23 protein-coding genes are annotated in these 23656 nt (G+C 56.4%); 14 read left to right on the top strand and 9 right to left on the bottom strand.

Going from position 1 to position 23656, the window contains the following annotated elements; genetic code table 11:
• Positions 1-92: 92 nt before the first annotated feature.
• The gene (ligD, locus tag AC6IZD_RS09000; RefSeq protein ID WP_497787357.1) at positions 93-1115 is read right to left on the bottom strand and encodes a non-homologous end-joining DNA ligase; all 1023 of its coding nucleotides are present in this window, start codon (positions 1113-1115) and stop codon (positions 93-95) included.
• Between the two features lie 77 nt (positions 1116-1192).
• On the opposite strand from ligD, the gene lpxD reads away from it, so the two are divergent.
• On the top strand, positions 1193-2185 hold the full coding sequence (gene lpxD / locus AC6IZD_RS08995) for a UDP-3-O-(3-hydroxymyristoyl)glucosamine N-acyltransferase (protein WP_497787356.1): 993 nt from the start codon (positions 1193-1195) through the stop codon (positions 2183-2185).
• Between the two features lie 45 nt (positions 2186-2230).
• On the opposite strand, the gene AC6IZD_RS08990 is transcribed toward lpxD, so the two are convergent.
• Positions 2231-3139, bottom strand: a complete 909-nt coding sequence (locus AC6IZD_RS08990; RefSeq protein ID WP_497787355.1) for a halocarboxylic acid dehydrogenase DehI family protein — start codon at positions 3137-3139, stop codon at positions 2231-2233.
• A 72-nt stretch (positions 3140-3211) separates the two neighbouring features.
• On the opposite strand from AC6IZD_RS08990, the gene AC6IZD_RS08985 reads away from it, so the two are divergent.
• The 11 genes from AC6IZD_RS08985 to AC6IZD_RS08935 all read left to right on the top strand — a co-directional run bounded on the left by AC6IZD_RS08985 (position 3212) and on the right by AC6IZD_RS08935 (position 15112).
• The gene (locus AC6IZD_RS08985; RefSeq protein ID WP_497787354.1) at positions 3212-4144 is read left to right on the top strand and encodes a RibD family protein; all 933 of its coding nucleotides are present in this window, start codon (positions 3212-3214) and stop codon (positions 4142-4144) included.
• The gene (lnt, locus tag AC6IZD_RS08980; RefSeq protein WP_497787353.1) at positions 4141-5769 is read left to right on the top strand and encodes an apolipoprotein N-acyltransferase; all 1629 of its coding nucleotides are present in this window, start codon (positions 4141-4143) and stop codon (positions 5767-5769) included. The genes AC6IZD_RS08985 and lnt overlap by 4 nt, the downstream gene beginning before the upstream one ends.
• A 17-nt stretch (positions 5770-5786) precedes the next feature.
• Positions 5787-6891, top strand: a protein-coding gene (gene prfB, locus AC6IZD_RS08975; protein WP_497787569.1) for a peptide chain release factor 2 whose coding sequence is annotated in 2 segments (ribosomal slippage) — positions 5787-5855 and positions 5857-6891 — 1104 coding nt in all. Because the reading frame shifts where the segments join, the coding sequence is not laid out codon by codon here.
• Positions 6892-6895: 4 nt separating this feature from the next.
• On the top strand, positions 6896-7504 hold the full coding sequence (locus AC6IZD_RS08970) for an HD domain-containing protein (protein WP_497787352.1): 609 nt from the start codon (positions 6896-6898) through the stop codon (positions 7502-7504).
• Positions 7504-8571, top strand: coding sequence for a hypothetical protein (locus AC6IZD_RS08965; protein WP_497787351.1), 1068 nt, complete (start codon positions 7504-7506; stop codon positions 8569-8571). Before AC6IZD_RS08970 ends, AC6IZD_RS08965 begins: the two co-directional genes overlap by 1 nt.
• A gap of 18 nt (positions 8572-8589) precedes the next feature.
• A complete protein-coding gene (locus AC6IZD_RS08960) occupies positions 8590-8994 on the top strand; it encodes a CoA-binding protein (protein WP_497787350.1) in 405 nt (134 codons plus the stop codon).
• A gap of 269 nt (positions 8995-9263) precedes the next feature.
• A complete protein-coding gene (locus AC6IZD_RS08955; protein ID WP_497787349.1) occupies positions 9264-10628 on the top strand; it encodes a VWA domain-containing protein in 1365 nt (454 codons plus the stop codon).
• On the top strand, positions 10621-11841 hold the full coding sequence (locus AC6IZD_RS08950) for a VWA domain-containing protein (protein WP_497787348.1): 1221 nt from the start codon (positions 10621-10623) through the stop codon (positions 11839-11841). Before AC6IZD_RS08955 ends, AC6IZD_RS08950 begins: the two co-directional genes overlap by 8 nt.
• Positions 11842-11992: 151 nt before the next feature.
• On the top strand, positions 11993-12949 hold the full coding sequence (cysK, locus tag AC6IZD_RS08945) for a cysteine synthase A (RefSeq protein WP_497787347.1): 957 nt from the start codon (positions 11993-11995) through the stop codon (positions 12947-12949).
• A gap of 6 nt (positions 12950-12955) precedes the next feature.
• The gene (locus tag AC6IZD_RS08940) at positions 12956-14110 is read left to right on the top strand and encodes a trans-sulfuration enzyme family protein (protein ID WP_497787346.1); all 1155 of its coding nucleotides are present in this window, start codon (positions 12956-12958) and stop codon (positions 14108-14110) included.
• 225 nt (positions 14111-14335) lie between these two features.
• Entirely contained in the window at positions 14336-15112 is a 777-nt protein-coding gene (locus AC6IZD_RS08935; RefSeq protein ID WP_497787345.1) for a class I SAM-dependent methyltransferase, read from the top strand.
• 5 nt (positions 15113-15117) lie between these two features.
• Here the strand turns inward: AC6IZD_RS08935 and AC6IZD_RS08930 are convergent, their stop codons facing one another.
• Together AC6IZD_RS08930 and cutA are read right to left on the bottom strand one after the other, a co-directional pair.
• Positions 15118-15513: a bacteriohemerythrin gene (locus tag AC6IZD_RS08930; RefSeq protein WP_497787344.1), complete on the bottom strand. Its 396-nt coding sequence runs from the start codon at positions 15511-15513 to the stop codon at positions 15118-15120.
• A gap of 60 nt (positions 15514-15573) precedes the next feature.
• On the bottom strand, positions 15574-15894 hold the full coding sequence (gene cutA / locus AC6IZD_RS08925) for a divalent-cation tolerance protein CutA (protein ID WP_497787343.1): 321 nt from the start codon (positions 15892-15894) through the stop codon (positions 15574-15576).
• Positions 15895-16064: 170 nt separating this feature from the next.
• Between cutA and AC6IZD_RS08920 the strand changes: the two genes are divergently transcribed.
• Together AC6IZD_RS08920 and AC6IZD_RS08915 are read left to right on the top strand one after the other, a co-directional pair.
• Positions 16065-17474, top strand: coding sequence for a phosphoglucomutase/phosphomannomutase family protein (locus AC6IZD_RS08920; protein ID WP_497787342.1), 1410 nt, complete (start codon positions 16065-16067; stop codon positions 17472-17474).
• Between the two features lie 25 nt (positions 17475-17499).
• A complete protein-coding gene (locus AC6IZD_RS08915) occupies positions 17500-17868 on the top strand; it encodes an FtsB family cell division protein (protein ID WP_497787341.1) in 369 nt (122 codons plus the stop codon).
• A gap of 165 nt (positions 17869-18033) precedes the next feature.
• On the opposite strand, the gene AC6IZD_RS08910 is transcribed toward AC6IZD_RS08915, so the two are convergent.
• The 5 genes from AC6IZD_RS08910 to AC6IZD_RS08890 form a co-directional block, all read right to left on the bottom strand.
• Positions 18034-18825: a carbon-nitrogen hydrolase family protein gene (locus AC6IZD_RS08910; RefSeq protein WP_497787340.1), complete on the bottom strand. Its 792-nt coding sequence runs from the start codon at positions 18823-18825 to the stop codon at positions 18034-18036.
• A 139-nt stretch (positions 18826-18964) separates the two neighbouring features.
• Entirely contained in the window at positions 18965-20086 is a 1122-nt protein-coding gene (locus AC6IZD_RS08905; protein WP_497787339.1) for an acyltransferase family protein, read from the bottom strand.
• A complete protein-coding gene (locus tag AC6IZD_RS08900) occupies positions 20086-20856 on the bottom strand; it encodes a thiazole synthase (RefSeq protein WP_497787338.1) in 771 nt (256 codons plus the stop codon). The genes AC6IZD_RS08905 and AC6IZD_RS08900 overlap by 1 nt, the downstream gene beginning before the upstream one ends.
• 180 nt (positions 20857-21036) lie before the next feature.
• Positions 21037-22836 (bottom strand): AMP-dependent synthetase/ligase, encoded by a 1800-nt coding sequence (locus AC6IZD_RS08895; RefSeq protein ID WP_497787337.1) that lies wholly within the window; start codon positions 22834-22836, stop codon positions 21037-21039.
• A 54-nt stretch (positions 22837-22890) separates the two neighbouring features.
• Positions 22891-23514, bottom strand: coding sequence for a TetR/AcrR family transcriptional regulator (locus tag AC6IZD_RS08890; protein ID WP_497787336.1), 624 nt, complete (start codon positions 23512-23514; stop codon positions 22891-22893).
• Positions 23515-23656: the final 142 nt, after the last annotated feature.

The following is a 23656-nucleotide window of genomic DNA, read 5'->3' as shown; positions in this document are numbered from 1 at the left end:
TCCCGAACTTAGACTGCTAAAGCCTGACGGCTGTTGCTTGCCGCGCTGCCTGCGGGATGGGCAGCAAAATCGTTCCGAAAACATTATGCACTTCAAGCACTTCGGCGGGAACGGGCGGTTGCACGCTTGGCGCTGGTCGCAACGGGTTTTCGGACCGAAGCTGTCGACTCCGAGACGGTCGCAGCGGCGCCACGCTCCAAGGCTTCCAGTTCAGGCAATTGCTGGTGCATCGTCAGTACGCGGTCAAAGAGATCGCCATGCCGATCCACGCGCTCCAGAACCTGATCAGAGGTGAACCGCAGACTATCGGGGTTTTCGGATTCCAAGCAACGACTGACCTCGGCCCAAGTCACCGGGGTGGAGGCGGTCGGGTGCGAGCGCGCACGGAGTGAATATACGCAAACCGTGGTTTTGTGCTCATCGTTCTGGCTCCAATCGACGAGGACTTTGCCAGGACGAAGCGACTTCTTCATGTCGCTGACGACGAGGTCAGGGTGCTTACGCTCAAGTTTGCGCGCGAGTTCGTGGGCGAAGGGCTTGGTTTCATTGTAGGTTGCGCCGGAGTTGAGGGGAACGTAGATCTGCAGGCCCTTTGAACCGGAGGTCTTGGCAAAGCTACGAAGGCCGAGCCGTGAAAAGGCATCGCGTACCCAGAGCCCAACTTGGCAGCACTGCACGATGGTGGCGGGCTCGCCGGGGTCGAGGTCGAAGACAATAAACGATGGGTGGGGCATGGCCGATGCAAGGGAGAGCGAGGTATGCAACTCGAGGGACGCAAGATTCGCTGCCCAGACGAGGGTTGGCAGGTTCTCGGCAACGCAATAATCCATCCAGCGGTGGTTGCCTTCGCTCCAGATGGGGGCAGTTGGAACCCACTCGGGACGGTGGCGAGGGCAGTTCTTCTCATAGAAAAACATTCCAGGCACGCCGTTTGGATAACGTTTTAGCGTAAGTGGACGTCCTGCCAGATGGGGAAGCATGAAGGGCGCAACCCGGACGTAATAGTCGATGACCTGCCCCTTCGTGAAACCAGCCTCGGGGTACAGGACCTTGTCCAAGTTACTGAGAGAAAGGCGTCGACCCTCGATGGCGACAATGGATTCACGGCGCGGCATGGTCGGGTTAGATGCAGCAGAAAGCGTGATGCAAGAAAGTCTCGGTAGAGAATGTTAGGAAGTGGTACAACGGACGCATGAAATCAATCGAGTTGGCAAAACGGATAGGCGCGGAGTGCGAAGGCGCCGACATTGAACTGATTCAGGTTGCAAGCTTTGGGGCGGCTACGGCGCAGAGCGTGGTTTTCGTGGAGCAATCGCGTTTCCTGGAGCCAGCTCTGGCGTCGGCAGCCGGAGCCGTTATTGTGGCGGCGGATGCAGAGATTGCAGACGAGCACGGGAAGGCAGTGCTTCGAGCGAAGCATCCGCGACTGGCATTTGCGCTGGCTGCCGAGGAACTGAGGCGGTCAGGCAGGTGCGAGGGAGGCGTTGACGCGTCAGCCGTGGTAGATCCTTCCGCGCAGATACATCCGACAGCATGCGTTGACGAACTGGTGGTCGTGGGTGCCGGAGCGATGATCGGAGCCGGAAGCCATATCGGTGCAGGTTCGGTAATCGGTGGAGGAGTGGTGATCGGCCAAGACTGCGACCTGGTTGCACGAGTGACTGTGTATTCCGGCACGACGATGGGCGACCGGGTTATTGTGCAGGCCGGGGCCGTGCTGGGCGGTGATGGATTTGGGTTTGTGCCAGATCCTTCGACGGCGAAGTATCACAAATTTCCGCAGATTGGGCGTTTGGAAATTGGGAACGACGTGGAGATCGGATGCAACACGACGATTGATCGCGGCGCGCTGGATGCCACGGTGATCGCGGATGGAGTGAAGCTCGACAACCTCGTCCAGGTGGGGCACAACGTCCGCATTGGAAAGAACGTTGTCGTTGCTTCACAGACGGGCATCAGTGGAAGTTCGGTAATTGAGGATGGCGTGATTGTCGGCGGCCAAGTAGGTATTGCGGATCACGTTCGCATCGAGCAAGGAGTGATCCTCGGAGCGCAGAGCGGGATTCCCAGCAAGAAGGTCGTCAGAGGAAAGGGCGTAGTGTTCTGGGGAACTCCGGCGCGACCGATCACGGAGTACTTGAAGGAACTAGCTACACTCTCAAAGCTAACCAGGAAGAAGAAATAAGAGGTCAGAAGGGGCCCGCGGAACTGATGCGTGCCCCTGAACTGGTTATGAAGGCTGTGTGGAAGTAACTGGAGCTTCCGCCGTGCTCTTCATGCGGATGCTGCCACCTTCCATGGCGATACGGGCAACGCTCACATTGAGCAGGGCCGCCGAGAGGCTATGGAAGAACATGTCCGCGATGCGAATTAACGACGTTGCTTCGGACTCGTTGTATCCAAGATTTTCCAGGTCGGCGGAGGTGAACTGAACCGGGCCGGGGAGCTCTTTTACGACTTGCCTCGCGTCTTGAAGGACTGCGCTCTCACTTTGTTGGAACTGGTCAGAGACGGTAAGCGGCTTCACGGCAGCCCAATAGAGTTGCAGAAAATCAGGCCAGCGGGCGAAAGCTCTGTAAACGGTGTGTACAACATCGGCATTGGTCGCGGTGCGGATGTCAGCGAAGATGCTCTTCACAGCAGGTCCGGCGGAGTCCTCATCAACTAGAACAATGCGTCCATGAGTCTTGGGGTGCGCTGCAGGGGTAAGGGGTATATCGGTGCTTCCGACTGTTCCGGCAAAAGACTCGCTAAGCAGGGACGAAAGCAAAAGGCTGACCGGAACGGAGTAGCAGAAGAAATTGATGCAGTTTTTCAATTCCTCGCGAGCGCCGAGGCTGAACTCCTGATGGGTAATCTCGGTTTTGAGGTCTGGGACTTCAAAAGTTGAATGCACGCGCGAATAACTCTGGGCGCGGAGGCGGTGGGCGCAGTCAAAGAATGCTTGCGACTGTGCGATGGGGCGAACGATTGTCCAAAAGCTCTCCAGAAAACGCGGCTGGGTGCCCAGGAATTGGAAGAAGCTGCTGATGTGGGGAACGCCGAAGACGCTTTGAACGTCGCGGTAGATTTCCAGAACGCGGCCCGTCGCCTGGGAGAGCGGAAGTAAACGAACTGCCTGTCCTTTTTTCCAGCTCATAGGTCATTCAGATGATAAATCCCAGCTGCTCAGATTCACAAATTAGCAACACAGAGTGCCCGACGTCCTGAAGTGGAAAGACTTGGCGAGCCGAATGAGTTGGGCCCGAAGTGTGAGTCATGGCATTATTACGAACTTATGCACGACTTCCAAGTTCTCTTTGATCACGGCGAACGCTCGGAACTACTGGATCCGGAAATGGCCGTATATGGCAAGCTGGGCTTCCCTCATCCCGGAAAGAAGCCGTGGATCTATGCAAACTTTGTTCAAACCATGGACGGCATCGTTTCGCTTTTAGGAGATGAGGCGGGCGGATCAGATATCTCGGAGTCGGCAGAGGACCGCTGGCTTATGGATCTGCTGCGGGCACATGCGGACGCCGTGATGGTGGGAATGGGAACGTTAAGGGAAGAGCAAAGGCTGGGAAGACCGAGGCCACGCGGCCCAGTATTCCGAATTATGAATCCCGGTTTGAAGCAATTCAGGGCTAACTTGCAGAGAGGTCGAGAAAGGAACGTTCTGGTAACCGCAAGGGCTGATTTTCGGATGAGTGATTATGCAATCTTCGATGGCGAGTTGCTGGATGTGACCTTGCTTACCACTCACGAGGGAGCTCGAATACTTGAGCCACAGTTGAAAGAGCATCCGAAGGTGGACGTGCTGGCCGTAGATAGCGCGGAAGGACCAGCGGGGACTGGAGTGAATTTGCGCAAAGCAGTAACGGCGCTGAAGGAACGCTATGGGATCAGATATCTGCTTTGCGAAGGCGGGCCAGCGCTCTACTCAGGAATGCTGGAAGCAGGACTGATTGATGAGAAGTTCGTCACGGTTTCACCCATCGAAGTGGGGCAGGCTTGCGAGTACGGGACCAGGCCGACAGTGCTACCGAATATCGGATTCACGAAGCGAGATGCGGTGAGATGGGAATGGCTGAGTTGCAGGAGAGTGGGCGATTACCAGTTCCACAGGTTTCGCAGAAAGCATTTGTTAGACTCTGAACTGTGAAGGGCATACATAAAAGCGCCTGGGGGCTGGCAGTCGGTTCCGGGGTGCTACAAATCCTCATCTTTCCTCGACCGAATTTGTATTGGTTGTGCTGGATCGCACTAGCACCGCTGTTCTATGCGCTACTGCGAGCACGCGAGGGAGACGCAGCGGAGTTGCTGAATGAGGAGAGCGATTCCTTTCTGGTTCCTGCACGAGCGTGGCAGGGATTCCTGCTGGGTTGGGCGTCGGGCACGGTCTTCTATTTCGGGACTTGCTATTGGGTTTATTCCGTAATGCACATCCACGGCGGGCTTTCGCCGGTGATATCGTTCCTCCTGCTCATTCTGTTCTCGCTCTATATCGGCCTCCATCACGGAGTTTTCGGCGCTTTGATGGCAGTGGCGGGGCGTTCGAAGGCGGGCTTCAGCCGAAAAGCACTGGTGTTGGCTCCTTTTCTATGGGTAGCGGTGGAACTGCTCCGGGCTCATATCGTGAGCTTCCCCTGGATGCTTCTGGGAACGGCGCAGATTGACAATCTGCCACTGGCAAAGCTGGCCAGCGTGACAGGCGTGTATGGGCTGTCATTTGAAATTGCGCTGGTGAATACGGTGTTCGCGGCGGCAATGCTGGTCAATCGCAAACGTCGTATAGCAACTCTGATTGCAGCACTGGCGGGAGCGGTGGCGCTGCAATCCACTGTTTTGGTGAAGGCACCCGCGAGCGCCATAGAGGCACACGCAACTCTAGTTCAGCAGAACGTTCCCATAGAGCGGCAGTGGACATTTGAGAACTACAATCAACTTTTAAAGCAGCTTGACGGACTTAGCCTGGCACCCGAGGCAACAAAGGATGCCAGTATTGCTCAGGTAATTGTGTGGCCGGAGTCGCCAGCACCGTTCGAGACCGATGATCGGACGTTCACAGGTTCTACGGCAGAACTGGCCAAGTCACAACGCTCGTGGGTGTTGGCTGGAGCTACAGCGGTAATTCCGTCAGCGGTAAAGAGCCCAGCGGCTCAACCTCAAGAAGAGCAGGTATATAACTCGGCCGTGCTGGTGAACCCGTCGGGAGTGGCTGTGCAGCGCTATGACAAGGTTCACTTGGTGCCCTGGGGCGAATATGTTCCGTTCTCGTGGGCTTTTGGATTTGCGAAGGCGCTGACGCATGAGGTCGGAGCGTTCTCGGCATCAGGTTCGGGAAGAATACCGCTGGATGTGGGCGGGCACAAGTACGGGACCTTTATATGTTACGAATCGGTGTTTCCGCACGAGGTAAGGCAATTTGCGGAACACGGGGCAGAGGTCTTCGTAAATATCTCGAACGATGGCTGGTTCGGGGAGTCGGGAGCACCGTGGCAACATCTGAATATGGCACGGATGCGGGCGGTGGAGAATCATCGCTGGCTGTTGCGTTCGACGAATACGGGGGTAACCTCCGCGATTGACCCCTTGGGACGTGTGGTGGCCGAGGTGCCGAGGAATCAGCGAATAGCGCTGAATGCGCCTTACGGCTTGATTTCGGAGACTACGTTCTATACGCGGTATGGCGACTGGTTTCCGGCACTGTGTGCCATAATCTCAATCACTGGATTGCTGTGGCGCGACCGTACAGGCGCGCACATGACGCATCCATTGCCTGTGTAGGAGTCTTGATTTACATGATTGATCAACAACTAGAACAAGAGTTCTCGGCTTTGCGAAGCAAGGTACGTGAGCTACAGGAGTATCTTTGACTCGCCGAAGTTAAAGGCTGAGTTAGAGGAAATAGAGAAGCAAGTCGCAGATCCGAATTTCTGGAACGATTCCGAAAATTCACAAAAGGTGATGCGCGAGCGCAAGCGGTTGGAGGATGCACTCGCGATCGACAGCGAACTTGGGCGACGAGTGGAGGATATCTCCGCCTACTTCGAGCTTGCAACCGAAGGAGAGCCGGTCGATGAAGACATTGCGCGAGAGATGAATGGCTTGCGTGAGTTGGTCGAAAAGCTTGAGACCGAAACTCTGCTGAACGGTGAAATGGATCGTAGTAATGCGATCATCACGATCCATCCTGGCGCGGGCGGAACGGAGTCTCAGGATTGGGCCGAGATGCTGCTGAGAATGTTCCTGCGCTGGTGCGAGCGCAAAGGATTCGGCACGGTTATCAACGATCTGCAGCCCGGAGATGAAGCCGGGATCAAGTCGGTGACGGCGAGCGTGGCGGGCGAGTTCGCTTACGGAATGCTGACCAGCGAGATAGGAGTCCATCGGTTGGTGAGAATCTCGCCATTCGATTCTCAGGCACGGCGGCATACGTCGTTCGCCAGCGTTTATGTCTCGCCGGAAATCGACGACAGCATTGAAGTCGTGATCAAGCCGGAAGAGATAAGGATCGATACATATCGATCTGGCGGCAAGGGCGGGCAGCACGTGAATACAACGGATTCGGCGGTGCGAATAACGCATTTCCCGACTGGAATCGTCGTGGCTTGCCAGAACGAACGCTCGCAGCACAGTAACCGGGAACGCGCATTCAAGATGTTGCGTTCGCGAATCTATGAGTTCGAGCTGGAAAAGAAGAGAGCGGCAAGCAAGAAAGTAGAAGATTCGAAGCTGGATATCGATTTTGGATCTCAGATTCGTTCGTATGTTCTGCAGCCGTACCGCATGGTGAAGGATCATCGGACAAAGCTGGAAGTGGGCGATGTGGATCGCGTGCTGGACGGGGATATCGATCCGTTCATTCGCGCCTACCTGCTGATGAGGAGAGCAGAGCAGCAGAGGTAAGAGCATGGAAAAGCAGCAGCCCGTTCTTGAATTTCGGAAGCGAGTGACGGTGCCCCTGAGCGCGCGCTTTGACGAGGCCCTTGTACTGGCCTCGTCACTGCATCGGATGCAGGCACGTAAGGCGAGCGGTGTTCCCTACGTGTCCCATCTGCTTTCGGTGGCTTCCCTGGTTCTGGAGGAGGGCGGCAGCGAGGATATGGCTATTGCGGCTTTGCTGCACGATGCTGCCGAAGACCAAGGCGGCGAGGAGATCCTGACGGTGATCGCCGAGTCTTTTGGTGAGCCAGTTGCGCGATGGGTGCGGCAGGCAAGCGATACGTTTGCTCTTCCGAAACCGAACTGGGAGACGAGAAAACGGCAGCACTTGGAAGAGATTCCTAGGGCAGACCGCGAAGCCCGGCTGATCATGCTGGCCGATAAGGTGCATAACGCTCGCTCCATACTGGCGGATCACGCGCGGGTGGGAGAGGCTGTCTGGAACCGGTTCAGCGCGCCGAGAGAGAGAACGATCTGGTACTACGAATCGTTGCTGGATGCATTTGACCGCACGCTCTCGCCTGTCTTGTACGACACACTGTGTGATTGCGTAAGGCAGATCAAGGAGCTGCGTTGATGGCGCAGCTCTTGGATTTGATTCGAGAAGGCGCAGCGCCAGTGTCCATGGTGCGGCGCGCGGCTCAAGGCCAACTATCGATTCCGCCGACGGAATCAATCGAACTCCTGGTGTGGCTGGCGGGTGACAGGGAGTTTGGGCTGGAGGCCGAGCAGACGCTAGCGGATTGGGACGACCGATCATTGGCCGAGGTGTGCGCAAATATTTCATCACCAGAGACACTGAAGTATCTGCTGCAGAACTGCATACATCGCCATGCCGTACTGAGGGCACTGTGTGACAATCCGGCGGTGCCAATCGGCGTTTTGGAGACAATCGCGTCGCGCGGAGATCGCGAGGTGCTGCGGGCGATGCTTGAGAGCTTGAGGGTACAGGGCTCGGGGCGGCTGCTCAGCCTGATGCAAGAGAATCCGGCGGCAGAAGATATGCTTGAGCAGTTAGCGCATAGGGCCGAGTTGGCTGAGGGAATGGAAGCAGAGCGAGCGGCGGCGGAATTTCTGGCACGGAATGCAGACGAGGTCGCACGGACGGACCTGGAGCCTTTTGAACTTGTCGCCGGAACCGACGGTGAAGACGACGCTCTGGACAAAGTGCTCGATGGCGCGAAGAAGGGCGAGCAGCCAGAGAGCGAAGAAGACCTCAGAAGGCTGTCTATCTTCCAAAAGATCGCTCTAATGCGAGTGGGCGAGCGAATCAAGTTGGCCATGCGAGGCAATCGGGAAGAGCGCATGGTGCTGATCCGTGACCGCTCGAAACTGGTTGCGATTGCGGTGCTGGAGTCTCCCAAGGTAAACGAGTCGGAGATGGAAGCGTTCGCGTCGATGAAGAACATCCAGGAAACCGTGCTGCGGGCAATCTCAAAGAAGCGAAACTACATCAAGAACTACAGCGTCGTGCGAGCTCTGGCGAACAATCCAAAGACGCCGCTGGACGTGTCGATGCCACTCGTTGTGCATCTACTGGCAAAAGATCAGCGGGCGCTGGCGATCAACAAGAACGTGAACGAGACATTGCGCAAAATGGCACTCAGAGTTCACCGCAAGACGATGGAAGGGAAGAAGAACTAGGCGACAGGAGCGAATACTGTGGCGGAGCGGATTGATAAGTTTCTAAAAGACGCAAAGACAATCGCAGTCGTGGGACTCACGGACGATCCGAGCAGGCCGAGTTTCGGCGTTTCGAGCTACATGCAGAGTCAGGGATACAGAATCATACCGGTGAATCCAAACGTGCGCGAGGTGATGGGCGAGAAATCCTATGCAACACTGAGCGAAGCAGCCAAGGCCGAGAAGATCGATATCGTGGATGTATTTCGGAAGCGGGACGCGGTACCGGCGATCGTGGACGAAGTGCTGCAGCTGAAGCTGCCAGTGTTGTGGTTGCAGGAAGGCGTGGTTCATGAGGAAGCCGCGGACAAGGCTCGAAAAGCGGGCGTCACGGTGGTGATGGACAAGTGTATATACAAGGAACACCGAAAGCTCGCGGCGTAGCCTGAGCTCGGGTGGTCCCGAATCAGATCCAGGCGGTACATGCCCTGCCCCGGGGCATTTTTCTTTTGAGCCAAGCCAAAATAGCGGTATCGTGATCCGTGGCAGAGTAACCAAGGTCGCTTGTGTCACATCCAAGCTTGTACGGATGAGCATGGGGGCGCGAAGGCGGGTTCAGATGTGGCGAAAACGCTACGCCGCCCATCATTCGATGATGGAAAAAGAGGGTCACCATGTCCCGCGAGTACAGGTCCGGGTGCAGGGCTGCACGATTGAAGTCGCAGGTTACGGTGAGCAGTGGTTATTTCCGCGATGAGCGGATGAGCGTGCTCACGGTTCGTCGTTCACTTCTCCTATTGGTCATAATGGCGATCACGATTCCGACAGGGCAGATGCTTGCGCAGAATGCACCTGGCGATTCGCAATTCCAGAGTCCGTCCCAAGTTTCAGATCAAGCCGCTCGACAAGAACAGCCAGGGTTGACGCCCAACGGTGGAGGCGAGTCTGCGACTGCGGCGAGTGAGAGCGATAAGACCGAAAACGCTCCGCAGGTTTCTGCTCCCACAGCAGGTGAGCAGACGGCGAAAGCTGAAGGCTCGGAGGAGAAGAAACCGGAAGGCGACGCTAGTACATCTGTTGTGTTGCCGCCAGCGATGGCAACGAAGAGCAAGGTTCCGACCGAGACCAACTACGACGAAGTACACGTGAAGCCGATGGTGAAGTCGGAAGACGCGGCGAAGTTCAATCCGAATTCAACCGCGGCGGCAGAATCGGCGATGGACCCGTCCCTGAAGACGCATACGAAGCCGATCCGCGTGGATGTGGACCTGGTGTTGGTTCCGGTGACAATTACCGATCCGATGAATCGCCTTGTGACAGGGCTTGAGAAAGAGAATTTTGTGCTGATGGATAACGGAGAGAAGCAGAAGATTCAGCACTTCTCAAGCGAAGACGCCCCGATCTCGCTCGGAGTTATTTTCGACATGAGCGGCTCGATGTCGAACAAGATCGAGAAGGCGCGCGATGCGGTGGTCGAATTCTTCAAAACCGCCAATCCTGAGGACGAGTTCTTTATGATCGCCTTCAACGATAAGCCGACCTTAATTTGTGATTTCACGAACAGCGTGGAGCAAGCGCAGTCACAGCTTGTATATGCGGCTCCCAAGGGCAGAACAGCGTTGCTGGATGCCATTTATCTGGGAATGGCAAAAATGAGGGAGGGAAGGCATCAGAAGAAAGCTCTGCTTATCATTTCTGATGGTGGTGACAATCGGAGCCGCTACACGGAGAACGAGATCAAGTCGATGGTGAAAGAAGCCGATGTACAGATATATGCCATTGGAATCTTTGACTCTACTCCGCGCAGCGACGAGGAGCGCTTTGGCCCGCAACTGCTGGCCGAGGTAACGGATGTTACCGGCGGACGGACGTTTACCGTCGACAACCCGAACGAGCTCGCCGACGTGGCCACGAAGATTGGAGTAGAGCTGCGCAACCAATACGTGCTCGGGTACCGTCCAACAAGGGCGACTCACGATGGCAAGTGGCGCAAACTCAAAGTGAAGTTGAACACGCCCAAGGGATTGCCACAGCTCTCGGTATATGCGAAGACGGGGTACTATGCTCCAAGTGAGTAGTAAAAGACAGATACGTAGGTTTGCCGTACTGATGCTGCTCTGCGTCATGCTGGGCAGCATTGCTATTTCGCAGAGCTCAAACGGTTCCGGCGCGCAAAGAAGTCAGCAGGGCGCGACTCCTCAGGGACAGAACGCTGATGACGTGCTTCTGCCGCCAGAAGGCGAAAGCCCGGAAAAGACGCCTCCGCCGGTGTATCAGACGCCGGCCGCGCAGCCCACGGCTAGCGCACCAGCCAACCATCCTGCATCTGGTCAACCTGCGATGAGTCAGGCTCCGGCTCCAGCTCCCGCAAACCAGCCGGGGAATACTGTTAATGTCCCACAGCAACAGAAGGGCAACGAGGCGGACAGGACTGCAGGTGGCGGATTCGTCTTCAGGGCCGATGTGCAGGAAGTGACGCTGCACGCTACGGTGGTGGATGACCGGCAGCGTCCAGTAACCACTCTTGATCGCAGTGCTTTCCAAGTATATGAAGATGGCCGGCCACAGCGGGTCACGTCATTCCGACGTGAAGATGTTCCTGTGGCGTTGGGAATTGTGATTGATAACTCGGGGTCGATGCGTGAGAAGCGTCCGAGCGTGAATGCCGCGGCGCTGAACCTTGTTCGGGCAAGTAATCCGCAGGACCAGGTGTTCATCGTTAACTTCAACAACGAGTATTACCTCGACCAAGACTACACGGGAAATATCTCTCTGCTGCGCGATGCACTCGAACGGATTGAGTCGAGAGGCGGGACTGCGCTGTACGACGCAGTGGTCGCAACGGCTGATCACTTGATGAAATCTGCCAAATTGCAGAAGAAGATTATCTTGGTGGTAACCGACGGCGAAGACAATGCCAGTCGAGATTCGCTGGAGCAGGCTATCCGGGCGATAGCAGTTGATGGTGGCCCGACTGTGTACTGCATCGGTCTGATGGGGCGCGAGCCGGAAAAAAAGGCGCGGCGTGCGTTGCGAATTCTGGCAGAGCAAACTGGCGGGGTTTCTTTCTTCCCCAACGACGTGAGCGAGGTTGAGGCGATTTCACAGCAGATTGCACATGACATACGGAATCAATACTCGATTGGATATAAGCCCTCAACTCCGAAGGCTGAAGGTGGATATCGGCAGGTGAAAGTGGACGCGGCGGCGCGTGGATATCGCAGATTACAAGTGCGGACCCGCAGCGGATACTACGCCACGGGAGAGAGGGCGGCTTCGGCGAGTAAGTGATGTCCCGCGATTGTATGCAATAACAGACTCGTTGCAAGGATGAGGCCCGAATTCGGGCCTTTTCTTTTGTTCGTGGTTGACCCGTGGTGGCGGAAGCCGTAGGCTGAATGGTTCGTAAAACCAGGTACAGGACTCTCGGATGAAATGCTCGATGCGAGTGGTAGACAACGTACTGGAACTGATTGGCTCGACGCCAATGTTGAAGTTGGGAAAAGTGGTCCCAGAGGATGCTGCAGAGATTTGGGTGAAGCTTGAGGCATTCAATCCCGGATTCAGCATCAAAGATCGCGCCGCGCTGGGCATGGTCGAGGAGGCCGAACGGGACGGCACCCTGAAGCCTGGGGATACTATCGTGGAAGCCACCGCGGGAAATACGGGGGTTGGACTGGCGCTCGTCGGGGTTCAGAAGGGATACAAAGTCGTTTTCTTTGTGCCCGAAAAGTTCTCCAAAGAGAAAGTGATGTTGATGGAGAGCTTCGGGGCGACGGTGTATCGCACTCCAACGGATGAGGGGATGGAGGGAGCGATCGCAAAAGCAAAGAAACTGGTCGCGGAGAATGAGCACTACTGGTTTGCAGCGCAGTTCTCGAACCAGGGGAATCCGCGAATTCATCACGATACAACGGGGCGCGAGATTTGGGAGCAGACGGAAGGGCGTATCGACGCGTTCGTGTGCGGGGCTGGAACGGCGGGAACGTTTACGGGAGTTGCGCGATATTTGAAGGAGCAGAACCCGAAGGTGAAGGCGATCCTGAGCGATCCGGAGCACTCGCTCTACAGCGGACAGACGCCCGGGTCGCATGATGTCGAGGGAATTGGAGCGAGTTTCATCCCGGAGACGTTTGATAGGACGGTGTGTGATGGCACGGTGATTGTGACGGACGCTGAGGCCTTTGCAATGGTGAAGCGTCTGGCAGTGGAGGAAGGCGTGCTCGGCGGGTCCAGCAGCGGAGCCAATGTGTGTGGGGCGATAGAGGTTGCGAAGCGGCTGGGGAAGGGTAAGCGAGTGGTCACGCTGATTCCGGATTCGGCGGAGCGGTATTTGTCGAAGGACATTTTTAACTATAAAGGCGCGGTTGAGCCAAAGCCGCAGGAAGTTTCGGACTAGGCGACCATGAAAGATCATAAGGGATTTGCAACGCGGGCGATCCACGATGGGCAGGAGCCTGAAGCACTGACGGGCGCAGTGGGAGTTCCGATCTATGCAACTTCGACCTACCAGCAAGACGAACTAGGAAAGCCGCGCCTTGGGTACGAATACTCGCGCGTGTCGAATCCGACGAGGGATCGACTGGAAGCAAACCTGGCGTCGCTCGAGGGTGGCGTGGCAGCGAGGGTCTTTGCGAGTGGGATGGCGGCGGTGACGGCGCTGTGCCAGATGATGAAGGCGGGCGATCACGTTGTAGCCGGAGACAATCTGTATGGCGGCACGCCGAGGTTCTTCAATCAGGTGATGTCGAAATTCGGCATTGAATTCACATATGTCGATACGAGGAATCCGGAGAATGTCGCAAAAGCGATGAAGGGGAATACGCGGTTCGTGTTCCTGGAAACTCCGACGAACCCACTGATGTCGCTGACAGACATTATGGCGGTGAGCGAGGTAGCGCACAAGGGCGGGGCAGAAGTGATTGTCGATAACACGTTCATGTCGCCGTATTTTCAGCGCCCGCTAGAATTGGGCGCGGACATGGTGCTGCACTCGACGACGAAGTTTCTGAATGGGCACAGCGATGGGTTGGGTGGGGTGGTCGTGTGCTCGAAGCCACAGCAGGCTGCCGATCTGGCATTCATTCAGAAGGCTTCGGGGGCAATCATGTCTCCGTTTGAGAGCTGGCTAATATTGCGCGGCGTGAAGACTCTGGCGATCAGGATGAAGCAGCACAACAGCAATGGGCGAGTAGTAGCTGAGTTCTTGCAGAAACATCCGAAGGTGAGGAAGGTTTTTTATCCCGGCCTGAAGGACCATCCTCAGTACGAACTGGCGGCGCGGCAGATGAAGGGGTTCGGATCGATGATCACGTTTGAAACGGGATCGCTCGAAAATGCGAAGAAGCTGCTGAAGGCGGTGAAGCTGTGTGTCTTGGGTGAGTCACTGGGGGGCGTTGAATCCCTGATTTCGCATCCGGCGACGATGACACATGCGGCCGTTGGCGAGGAAGGAAGAGCGAAGATCGGGCTGACCGATGGCATGGTGAGGATTTCGGTAGGAATCGAGGAAGTGGACGACATCGTGGAGGATCTGGAGCAGGCGCTGGCGGTTGTGTAGGGCGCTTGCGGTGGGGCACCGGACTTAAGAGGAAGTGCCCTTGGGTGGTTGCGGCGATGTCACGGTTCGTTGGGGTCCTTCGCTGCGCTCAGGATGACACTTTGACTTCAAAAGCGAAACCAAAAGCGACTGCAAAAACAAAAGCCAAAGCAAAACCAAAGCACAAACAAGACCAAATCTAAAAGCAAACCGGCAGCGGTTTCAAAGAGCAAGGCTAGGATGGGCGTGAGTGAGACAGACTGGAATGCGGTGGCGTATGACGAACTCTCCGATCCGATGTTTCAGTGGGGAATGGCTGTACTGAACACGGTGGGGCTGAGCGGTTCGGAGCGCGTGCTGGATGCAGGATGCGGCAGCGGAAGGTTAACTGCAGAACTTTTGCGAAGGTTGCCGCAAGGGGAAGTGGTAGCACTGGATTTCTCGCCGAAGATGCTCGAGCAGGCGAAAGAAAAGCTTGCGGATTTCAGCGCGCGGGTTCAGTTCGTGCAGGGTAGTCTCGAGAATTTTGAACTGGATCCTCCGGTGGATGGGATTTTTAGCAATGCCGTCTTTCATTGGGTGCCAGATCATGCGGCGATGTTTCGCAGTCTCCATCGGGCACTGAAGCTGGGCGGGTGGCTGGTGGCACAGTTTGGAGGTGTTGGGAATCTGGCGAAGACCTACGGACGAGCCCACGAGGTTTCGGAATTGCCGAGATTTCGCGACTATTTAGGTGGTGTGAGGGAGTCACCTCACTTCGAGGATGTTGACAGCACGCGGGAGCGCATGGAGGCTGCCGGGTTTACGGTGGACGAAGCCCGATTGCACACGGTAGTGCCACGGTTTGAGCTCAAGAAGCGCTATGAGGCGTTCTTGCGGACAGTCGTGATGCGAGAGGCTGTGGCTAAGCTGCCGGAGAGGCTGCAAAACGAGTTCCTGTCCGAAGTCTCCGATCGCACCTGCCGTGAGCAGGGAGAATATTCGCTGGACTACGTCCGCTTAACCCTGAGGGCGCACGCATAGTTCAGCTAATGTACGAGCGGTTCGGCACAGAGCGCCTGTCGTTCGGCATCGATATGTCCGTCTAGTAGTCGGTCAAGAAGATAAAGCAGATCGATGACGGAAGAGGGATCGGACGCGCTGTTTCGGCGCAGGAAATCCTCGAGTATCGCGAGATCCTGCTGATGTCGCAGGCAGCGTTCATCATAGTGAGGTGAGTTCAGGTCGCGAAGAGTGCGCTCTTCTTCGGCAAAGTGCTCGCCGATAAGAAATGGTAAGCGCTTCATGATGTCAGCGGCTGCCGAGCGCCCGTGTCCCTGTTCCATAGCCGAACTTAGCCGATTAAGCATGTTGTAGAGCTCGACGTGCTGCCGGTCAATTGCGGGTATCCCCAAATTGTAAGAATCACTCCATTCAATGAGCATGTTTGTCCTCTCCGTTCATGAGAACGGACGGAAAGGTCTAGGGCTTGAATTAGAAAGCTCTTATTTGCGAACGGAAGCGGCGATCCACTCGAGGTACGGAGCTGCACCCTCTTCAATGTTGAACGCGATAATCTCGGGAACCTCGTATGAATGAAGCTCGCGAACAGCTGCCTGAATGGCGGGGAAGTGAGCTTCGGTAGATTTGATGAAAAGCAGGAATTCCTCTGCGCGCTCTACATCGCCTTGCCAACGGTAGGTCGATGAGACAGGGCCGAGAATATTGACGCAAGCAGCCAGACGGCGGGATACGAGTTCGCTAGCGATGGTGTCGGCTTCGTCGCGTGACGAGGTGGTGGTCAGAATCAGTCGCTTGTTCGTCATTGGAGTACTCCCGTGCTAAGCAGGAATACGCTACCGAAGAGCAGCGCGGCGAGCAAGTGCATTTGAGCAGGAATCGAGCGCAAGGCACTCAGGCGCTGTTAGAATCGACCATTGAACGCAAGAGGCAGTTGAAACTAAAAGCTTCAGATCACTTTTTCGGAGAGCGAAGAATGGCAACACAGATCAAGTTCGGAACGTCTGGCTGGAGAGCGGTAATTGCTGATGAATTCACGGTGGCAAACGTGAAGCGCGCGGTGACTGGCATCGCACGATATGTGGCAGGAACCGGGAAGGCCAATCCGAAGTTGGTTGTGGGGCGCGATCCGCGGTACATGGGCGAAACTTTCGTGGATATCGCGGCGACGATCCTGGAAAGCTATGGGATTACTCCGCTGGTGATTGCCGACGCGGCACCGACTCCGGCTATCGCGTGGGAAGTTATTCGCGAGAAGGCCGACGGCGCCATCAATTTCACCGCATCGCATAACCCGGCGGAATACAACGGGATCAAGTTCTCGACTCCGGACGGAGCGCCAGCACTGCCGGAGTTCACGAAGCAGATTGAGGCGGCGGTGCTGAAGGCTGATGAGGATGGGGGCGCGCCTCCAGAGGGGGTGAAGAAGGCTCAACGGCAGTCGATCGAAGTCAAGTCGAACTACCTGAATCGATTGAAGGAAATTGTGGACTTCAAGGCGATCAAGGATCGCGGGCTGAAGGTGGCGTTTGACCCGATGTGGGGAGCGTCTCGTGGGTACAGCAACGAAGTACTCGCCGAGCAGGGAATTGAATGCGCGGTAGTTCACGACACTCGCGATGTACTGTTCGGTGGGCATGCTCCGGAGCCGGACGGGGAGTTGCTGGATGAATTGCGTCACAAGATGAAGGAAACAGGCGCGAAGATCGGGATTGCGTGTGACGGCGACGCAGACAGATTCGGAATTGTCGATGAGGATGGCACTTACGTTGCCCCGAATTACGTGATCGCGTTGCTCTTCGACTATCTCGTAGAGACGCGCGGGTGGAAGAACGGCGTGGCAAAGAGCGTGGCCACGACGAACCTGATCAATGCGGTTGCCGACTATCACAAAGTCGAACTGTATGAGACGCCGGTGGGCTTCAAGTACATTGGCGAGCTGATTAAGCAGGATAAGATTGCGATTGGCGGGGAAGAAAGCGCGGGACTGACCGTTCGTTATCACGTACCGGAGAAAGATGGCGTGCTCGCGGGACTGCTGATGTGCGAGATGGTGGCGAAGCGCGGCAAGAGTTTGGGGACGCAGCTCAAAGAATTATTTGGCAAAGTTGGTTCGTATTATCCGGAAAGACAGAACTTTCGCTTGACGGACGCAGCTAAAACGAAGTTCACTACGAAGCTGGAGACCAATCCGACGGAGTTCGCGGGACGCAAGGTCGCCAACGTGGTGCGTACGGATGGTTTGAAGCTGGTGCTGGACGACGGCTCTTGGGTTTGCTATCGGGTGAGTGGTACGGAGCCGGTGGTAAGGGCCTACACCGAAGCTCGGAGCGCGGAGGACCTTGCGAAGCTGAGCGCGGCGGCCAAGCACTGGGTGAATGATTAATTGCGGTAGAGAGGATTTGGATTCGGTGAACTGGTTTCGAGAGTTCGTGGAGAAGCTGGTACAGTGGCGCAGACTGCTGGCCAGCGCCGCATTTGCACTGATTGCGATTGGGTTGTGTGCGCATGTGCTGCTGGGCAACAACGGCTGGGTGACGTATCGGCAGAAGAAGGCAGAGTATCGCCAGCTACAGCAGGAAGTGCAGAAGCTGGATGAACAGAACCAAAAGCTGGATTCGGAGATCAAGCAGCTCAAGAACGATCCGAAAGCGATCGAGAAAGAAGCTCGCGAGCAGCTACGGTATGCCAAGCCGGGCGAAGTGATTTATCTATTGCCGGAGCAGGGCGCGCAGAAGGCAGCGCAGACGCCTCAGCCGACGCAATCGGCACACAAGTAAGCGGAGAAGCAGAGCCTCGAGCTGTTTCCAGATCGGTATTGGCAATAGGAAATCTCGCGGGACACGAGCCGAACTGTCTGCCCATCCCAGGTTAACCGCGCAAGAGCGCGCGGCGAACCTGGGGCACCCAAGGGTTTATTCGCTCTGATCGAGAAACAACAAGATCTAAACATATTTGCAGCGCGATGCCAGTAGGCCTGTCGCGGCGGAGAGATCAATGTCCGCCAGCAGCAGACCTTCTTTGCCATATGGCTGGTAGGTCAGCAACGTTCCATCGGGGCGGACCACGGCGGAGGTGGTGGGCGAGCCTTCGCTTGCGTAGTTTACGGTCGCGAAGTAAATGGTATTTTCGGCAGCGCGGCAAAGAGCAGCTTTCTCATGGAAGCTGTTGGCCGGATCCGCGAAATTGGTCGGGCGATAGCTGCCTGGCTCGGCTTCGTGAAGATGTGGGTGAAAGACTAGCTGCGCGCCGTGGTAGGCCGCGTAACGCACGGTTTCGGGATAGCGCCATCCTTCATGGCAGATTGCCACGCCAAAGGTCAGCGGACCGCTATGGAAGACGCGGCGTGCGGTTCCGGGTGAATACAGGTTGTCCTCTGAGGGATCGAGTTGGACCTTGTCTTGAAAGCCAGCGTTAGTGCCATCGGGATTGAAGATCAGAGCCGCGGGGATTACGGACTTTCCGGAGATGCGTTCGGTGCCGAGTACGACGGTGATGTGCGATTCGCGGGCCGCATCGGAGATGGTGCTCCAAGCGCTCTGGAGAAAGTCCTCATCGGGCGGTGGAACGGATTTGCCGACGCGGTATCCGGGAACGTAGCACTCAGGGAAGCAGATGATGGACGCGTGTTCACGTGCGGCTTGGGCAATGGCCGAAGCGGCGCGGGAGACAGATTCTTCGGGAGAGCCTGGGAAGCGAAGATTGGCGAGCGCGAGGCGGATGGTGGTCATGGCCATTAAATGTTAGCCGGAATCGGCCGATTTCTGTTGAACGTGTGCGTTATAGAGAATACTTGGCGTAGTGGCCTGAATTGGGAGCGCCTGAGCCAGACGAGAGGTTTCGCTGCGCTCTGGGCGACTTGTCTCTTGTACTTGGCTATTGGAAGTTGAAGTAGTGCTTCAGGCGTAAGATCGGCTTTTCAAAGCGGTACCACATCAAGGTGGCGAAACCGATGGATGTGGCGAGGCGAATGGCTACGACGGCCATGCTACCGGGAATACCGAATCGATCAAGGGGGATGTCTACATAGCCGCCGATTACGGAAAAGACGAGGATGTGCGTGACGTAGAGTCCGTAGCTGATCTTTCCAGTGAAGAGCAAAGGCGGGCAGTTGAGTGCCCGGCAGTAGAGGTTTGGGCGGGGAGAAGCCTGTCCGAGGAGCGCGGCGAGCAGCATGCCTCCGAAGCCAAGAGCTAGGAGTGTGTCTGTGAAAGCGGAGCCGTGGTGGAGCATGAGCGCGACCCCGGAAAGTCCGGCCGCGAGTGCGAGACGAGAGATCCAGTTCCATGCGGCGATGGAGAGGTCGAAGGTGCGCAACGAGACCGCGATGAGTGAGCCCACGGCCAGCCCGTCTAGATGGGGGAGGGTGTGAGTCGCTGTGAAGCGATTGCCAAAGTAGAGGCGCGTCAACGGCGAGGTGGCGAGCATTCCGACAGCGGCGAGAATGAGCCAGCGCGAGGGCAGACGGCGAGCAATAGGCGTCCAGAAGACATAGAACTGCTGCTCAATGGCGAGGCTCCAGGTCGGGCCAATAGCTCCGGGCAGAGATATGTGCCAGAGATTCTGAATGAAGAAAAGAAGGATCAGCCAAGGCGCAGCGGCGATGTCATGGAACATCGCGCGAGGGCCCTTGAAGACGAGCGGGAAGAATCCGTAGTAGAGGGCCAGAAGCAGCCAATAAACGGGCCAGATTCGAAGGAAGCGGCGAGCAAAGAAGTTCTGGTAGAAGCTACGCGATTCACCGGCGTCGAGGATGATTCCGGTGATAAGGAATCCGGATAGGACGAAGAAGAGGCTGACACCGCACCATCCCCAAACGACGAAAGGTTCGAAGATGGTGCCGTGGAATCGCGGGTGGCAATGGTAGAGGACGACGGCAAGTATGGCCAAGCCACGGAGTCCGTCGAACGCAGGAATGAAGGCTGGCAGCCATGCGGGACGCGACGACGCCTGAGAGGCTTCGACGGTGGCGGCGAGGGCCGTGACTGCCGAAGCCACTAGCGCGAAATTCCTTCCATCGGCGAGCTAGCGGAGGCGTAAAGCTTGCGTGGCATGCGTCCGGCCAGATAGCCCTCGCGTCCAGCGATAACTGCGTGCTTCATGGCTGAGGCCATGAGGACGGGATCGTTGGCGGCGGCAATTCCGGTATTCATCAGAACGGCGTCAAAACCGAGTTCTAGAGCCAGCGCGGCATCCGAAGGAACGCCTACCCCAGCGTCCACAATCAGCGGAACCGAAGTGATGAGCTCGCGAAGGATGCGAAGGTTTGCGAGGTTCTGGATGCCAAGGCCACTGCCGATGGGAGCACCGAGTGGCATCACAACAGACGCTCCAGCGTCGATGAGGCGGAGCGCAACTACCGGATCATCAGAGGTGTAGGGGAGAACTGTAAAGCCTTCCTTCACTAGCACTCGGGTGGCTTCGATGGTGGCGGCGACGTCTGGATAGAGGGTCTTCTGGTCGCCGATGACCTCGATCTTGACCCAATCGCTCAGGCCGACTTCGCGGCCAAGGCGGGCAACGCGAATTGCTTCGTCGGCGGTGTAGCAGCCGGCAGTATTGGGCAGAAGGAAGTACTTCTTCGGATCGATGTAGTCGAGCAGCGATTCCTTGCTGCGATCGAGATTGACGCGGCGCACGGCGACGGTGACCATTTCAGCGCCGCTAGCTTCGAGGGCGGCGGCCGTTTGGGGGCCGTCCTTGTACTTTCCAGTGCCTACTATGAGACGAGATTGAAAAGCTTTCCCTGCTATGACGAGCGAGTCCATGCAGCTATTTTAATCGTTTTCGGCGGGAATACGTTCAAAACAGCGGAGCAAGATTGCAAACACGGAAGTCATCCGGATCCCAAATGGAAAGTGATTTGTGCTCAGATAACGGATGTAGGGTACAGGGATCATGGAACCCAGAGTTGGAAAATCGCCAACTCTGGGCCACCGAGCGGAGAATTATGCCGTGCGAGCGATGTTGGCCGGAGCGGTGTCGGCGTAGAGCTTTTCGATCTGATCCTTGTAGCGGGCCTCGACGTGACGGCGGCGCAGTTTGAGGGTTGGCGTGAGAGTTCCATTCTCGATACTGAGTTCTTCGGGGATGACCAGGACTTTCTTGAGGCGCTCGTACTTGGCGAGGTTGTGATTGACCTTCTCGACGATACCTTCGTACAGAGATTGGACGCGAGGATCGGAGACGAGCTCTTCGCGGCTGCGGAAAGCAATGCCACCTTCCTTTGCCCAGTCCTCGAGGGCGGGAAAGGCGGGAGCGAGCACCACGGCAGGGAATCGTCGGCGGTCGCCGATAATGGCAGCTTCAGTGATGAATCGATTCGACTTGAGCGAATTTTCGATTGGCTGGGGGGCAATGAACTTGCCTCCGGAGGTCTTGATGAGGTCTTTCTTTCGGTCGGTGATGGAGAGGAATCCGTCGGGATCCAGGTGGCCGATGTCTCCGGTTTTGAACCAGTCGCCATCGAAGGCCGCGGCGGATTCTTCTGGCATATTCCAATAGCCCTTGAAAACGCTCGGGCCACGGACCAGAAGTTCGCCATCATCCGCAATACGGACTTCCACGTTGGAAAGGGGCAATCCGACGGTTCCGATGCGATGCGCGCGAGGGGAGTTAACGGCAATGACTGGAGAGGTCTCAGTGAGGCCATAGCCTTCGTGGATGAGAATGCCGAGGTAGGCGTACCACTCGGCGAGTTCCTTTCCGAGGGGAGCGCCGCCCGATATGAAGATTCGGACCTTGCCGCCCATCGCTTCACGCACTTTGGAGAAAATGAGCCGGTCGGCAATCTTCCAAGTAATCCATTTCGGACGCTTGCCTGTGAGAACCGTCTTCAGGCAGGAGCGCCCAACGGACATCGCCCAGCGATACACGGACTTTTTGAAACCTGCGCTGCAACTCCGCTGGACTTGGTTGTGGATCTTTTCGTACACGCGGGGAACGGCGACAAAGATCGTAGGGTGCAGTTCGCGAATCACACGCGGCAGGTCGTCGAAGTTTGGACAATAGGCTATCGTCACTCCCCGATAAAGCAATCCGAAATCAACATGGCGAGCAGTGATGTGGGACAAGGGGAGGAAACTTACGGCGAGATCGGAATTCATCCGGAACCCGAACTCTTGCAGGGAGACGGAGAGATTGGAAGCGATGTTGCCGTGTGTAAGCATCGCGCCCTTAGGTACTCCGGTCGTGCCACTGGTGTAGATGAGGGTCGCGAGGTCATCGGCGCGTATGGATCGGGCTAGGGCGTCGAGTTCGGGGACACGATGCCGAGGGCCGGATTCCATCAGCGCTGCCATGGAGAAAGCACCCGATTCCGGAGCGGGGTCGTCCATCAGGAAAACAGTGTCAATGAAGGTGTCCGACTGAATCGAGCGCAGCTTTGCAAGCTGGGCTGCGGTTGACACGAAAGCGGTACGGGCGCCGGAATGATGGAGGAGGAACGCTACCTGCTCGCCCGTGAGTGTGGAGTAGATGGGAACTGTAACGCCGCCAAGCAGGAGTACGGCAATGTCGGCGATTGTCCATTCGGGGCGATTCTCGGAAAGTATCGCGACACGGTCGCCTTTGCCAATGCCATGGTTTCGAAGAGCTTGGACGACTCCCATCACGCGTTGATAAAGCTCGGAGGAGGAGATCGCATGCCAGGCGGAGTTGTGCTCGTAGAGCATCACGCGGGGCTGGTTGCGATCCACAAGTTCAAAGAAGATATCGGCCAAAGTGGCTGGTGTTGGTTGAGCGTTCATTCCGTTCCCCTTCGGAAGCTCACGGCTCAAAGAGCTTACTTTTGATCAAAGAGCTTACGTTTTCAAACCAAGTAAGATGATGTCTGCCACGGAATCGGCTACTTCGGATAGCTGATAAAAATGATCATCGAGCACCCAGGAGGTGACCATCTCGTCCAGGGCACCGAAAAAGCAATTGGCGGCGATTTTCTCACGAAGATCGGGCCGAAAGACTCCTTGACTTTGCCCTTCTCGAATTACCTCCCGGACAAGCGTGAGGTACTCCACCATGTGCTGATGAGAGAAGGGAGCCAGAAAACGGGCACTCTGGCGTAGTTCCATCTGGAACACAACTGCCAGATCACGGTTGGACCCTAAGGCCTCAAGGTGCAACCGAGCGAGGCGGCGGAGCTTTGCCGCGGGTGATGGAATAGCTTCCAGTTCGCTACGGGCCCTACTCATGAACGCATTGAATGCGGTATTGATAGCCGTCATGAGTAACTCTTCTTTGTTTCGGAAGTACAAGTAAATCGTTCCGTCAGCAACAGATGCCCGATCCGCCACATCAGAGACTCGGGCGCTGTGAAATCCTTTCTCAGCGAACACAGAGACAGCGGCGTCCAAGATGCGTGGATACTTGTCGCCTACAATGCGGGGCCTATCAGCGATTTTGAGTTGTGGCCGCTTCGGAGCTTTCATAGCTGTCTTCTTTGATGCTGAAACAGCGTTGGGAAGGGTACCACCGTTATTCGTAAAGCGTAATCAGATTTGCAAATTGGAACAAAAACTTAGTCGAGATGCCGGACTTCAGGTATGACCGGGGTGGGGTAACCCAAGCAGA

The organism is Koromonas humicola, from assembly GCF_059726255.1.
This window is presented reverse-complemented; position numbering and strand designations above follow the sequence as displayed.

Bases quoted from the DNA above. Each gene is read 5' to 3' on its own strand.
- AC6IZD_RS08965 (WP_497787351.1), top strand. From the start codon at position 7,504: ATGGCGCAGCTCTTGGATTTGATTCGAGAAGGCGCAGCGCCAGTGTCC.
- AC6IZD_RS08900 (WP_497787338.1), bottom strand. From the start codon at position 20,856: ATGGACTCGCTCGTCATAGCAGGGAAAGCTTTTCAATCTCGTCTCATA.
- cutA (WP_497787343.1), bottom strand. From the start codon at position 15,894: ATGACGAACAAGCGACTGATTCTGACCACCACCTCGTCACGCGACGAA.
- lpxD (WP_497787356.1), top strand. From the start codon at position 1,193: ATGAAATCAATCGAGTTGGCAAAACGGATAGGCGCGGAGTGCGAAGGC.
- AC6IZD_RS08890 (WP_497787336.1), bottom strand. From the start codon at position 23,514: ATGAAAGCTCCGAAGCGGCCACAACTCAAAATCGCTGATAGGCCCCGC.
- AC6IZD_RS08970 (WP_497787352.1), top strand. From the start codon at position 6,896: ATGGAAAAGCAGCAGCCCGTTCTTGAATTTCGGAAGCGAGTGACGGTG.
- cysK (WP_497787347.1), top strand. From the start codon at position 11,993: ATGCGAGTGGTAGACAACGTACTGGAACTGATTGGCTCGACGCCAATG.
- AC6IZD_RS08930 (WP_497787344.1), bottom strand. From the start codon at position 15,513: ATGCTCATTGAATGGAGTGATTCTTACAATTTGGGGATACCCGCAATT.
- AC6IZD_RS08920 (WP_497787342.1), top strand. From the start codon at position 16,065: ATGGCAACACAGATCAAGTTCGGAACGTCTGGCTGGAGAGCGGTAATT.
- AC6IZD_RS08940 (WP_497787346.1), top strand. From the start codon at position 12,956: ATGAAAGATCATAAGGGATTTGCAACGCGGGCGATCCACGATGGGCAG.
- AC6IZD_RS08895 (WP_497787337.1), bottom strand. From the start codon at position 22,836: ATGAACGCTCAACCAACACCAGCCACTTTGGCCGATATCTTCTTTGAA.
- AC6IZD_RS08910 (WP_497787340.1), bottom strand. From the start codon at position 18,825: ATGGCCATGACCACCATCCGCCTCGCGCTCGCCAATCTTCGCTTCCCA.
- ligD (WP_497787357.1), bottom strand. From the start codon at position 1,115: ATGCCGCGCCGTGAATCCATTGTCGCCATCGAGGGTCGACGCCTTTCT.
- AC6IZD_RS08990 (WP_497787355.1), bottom strand. From the start codon at position 3,139: ATGAGCTGGAAAAAAGGACAGGCAGTTCGTTTACTTCCGCTCTCCCAG.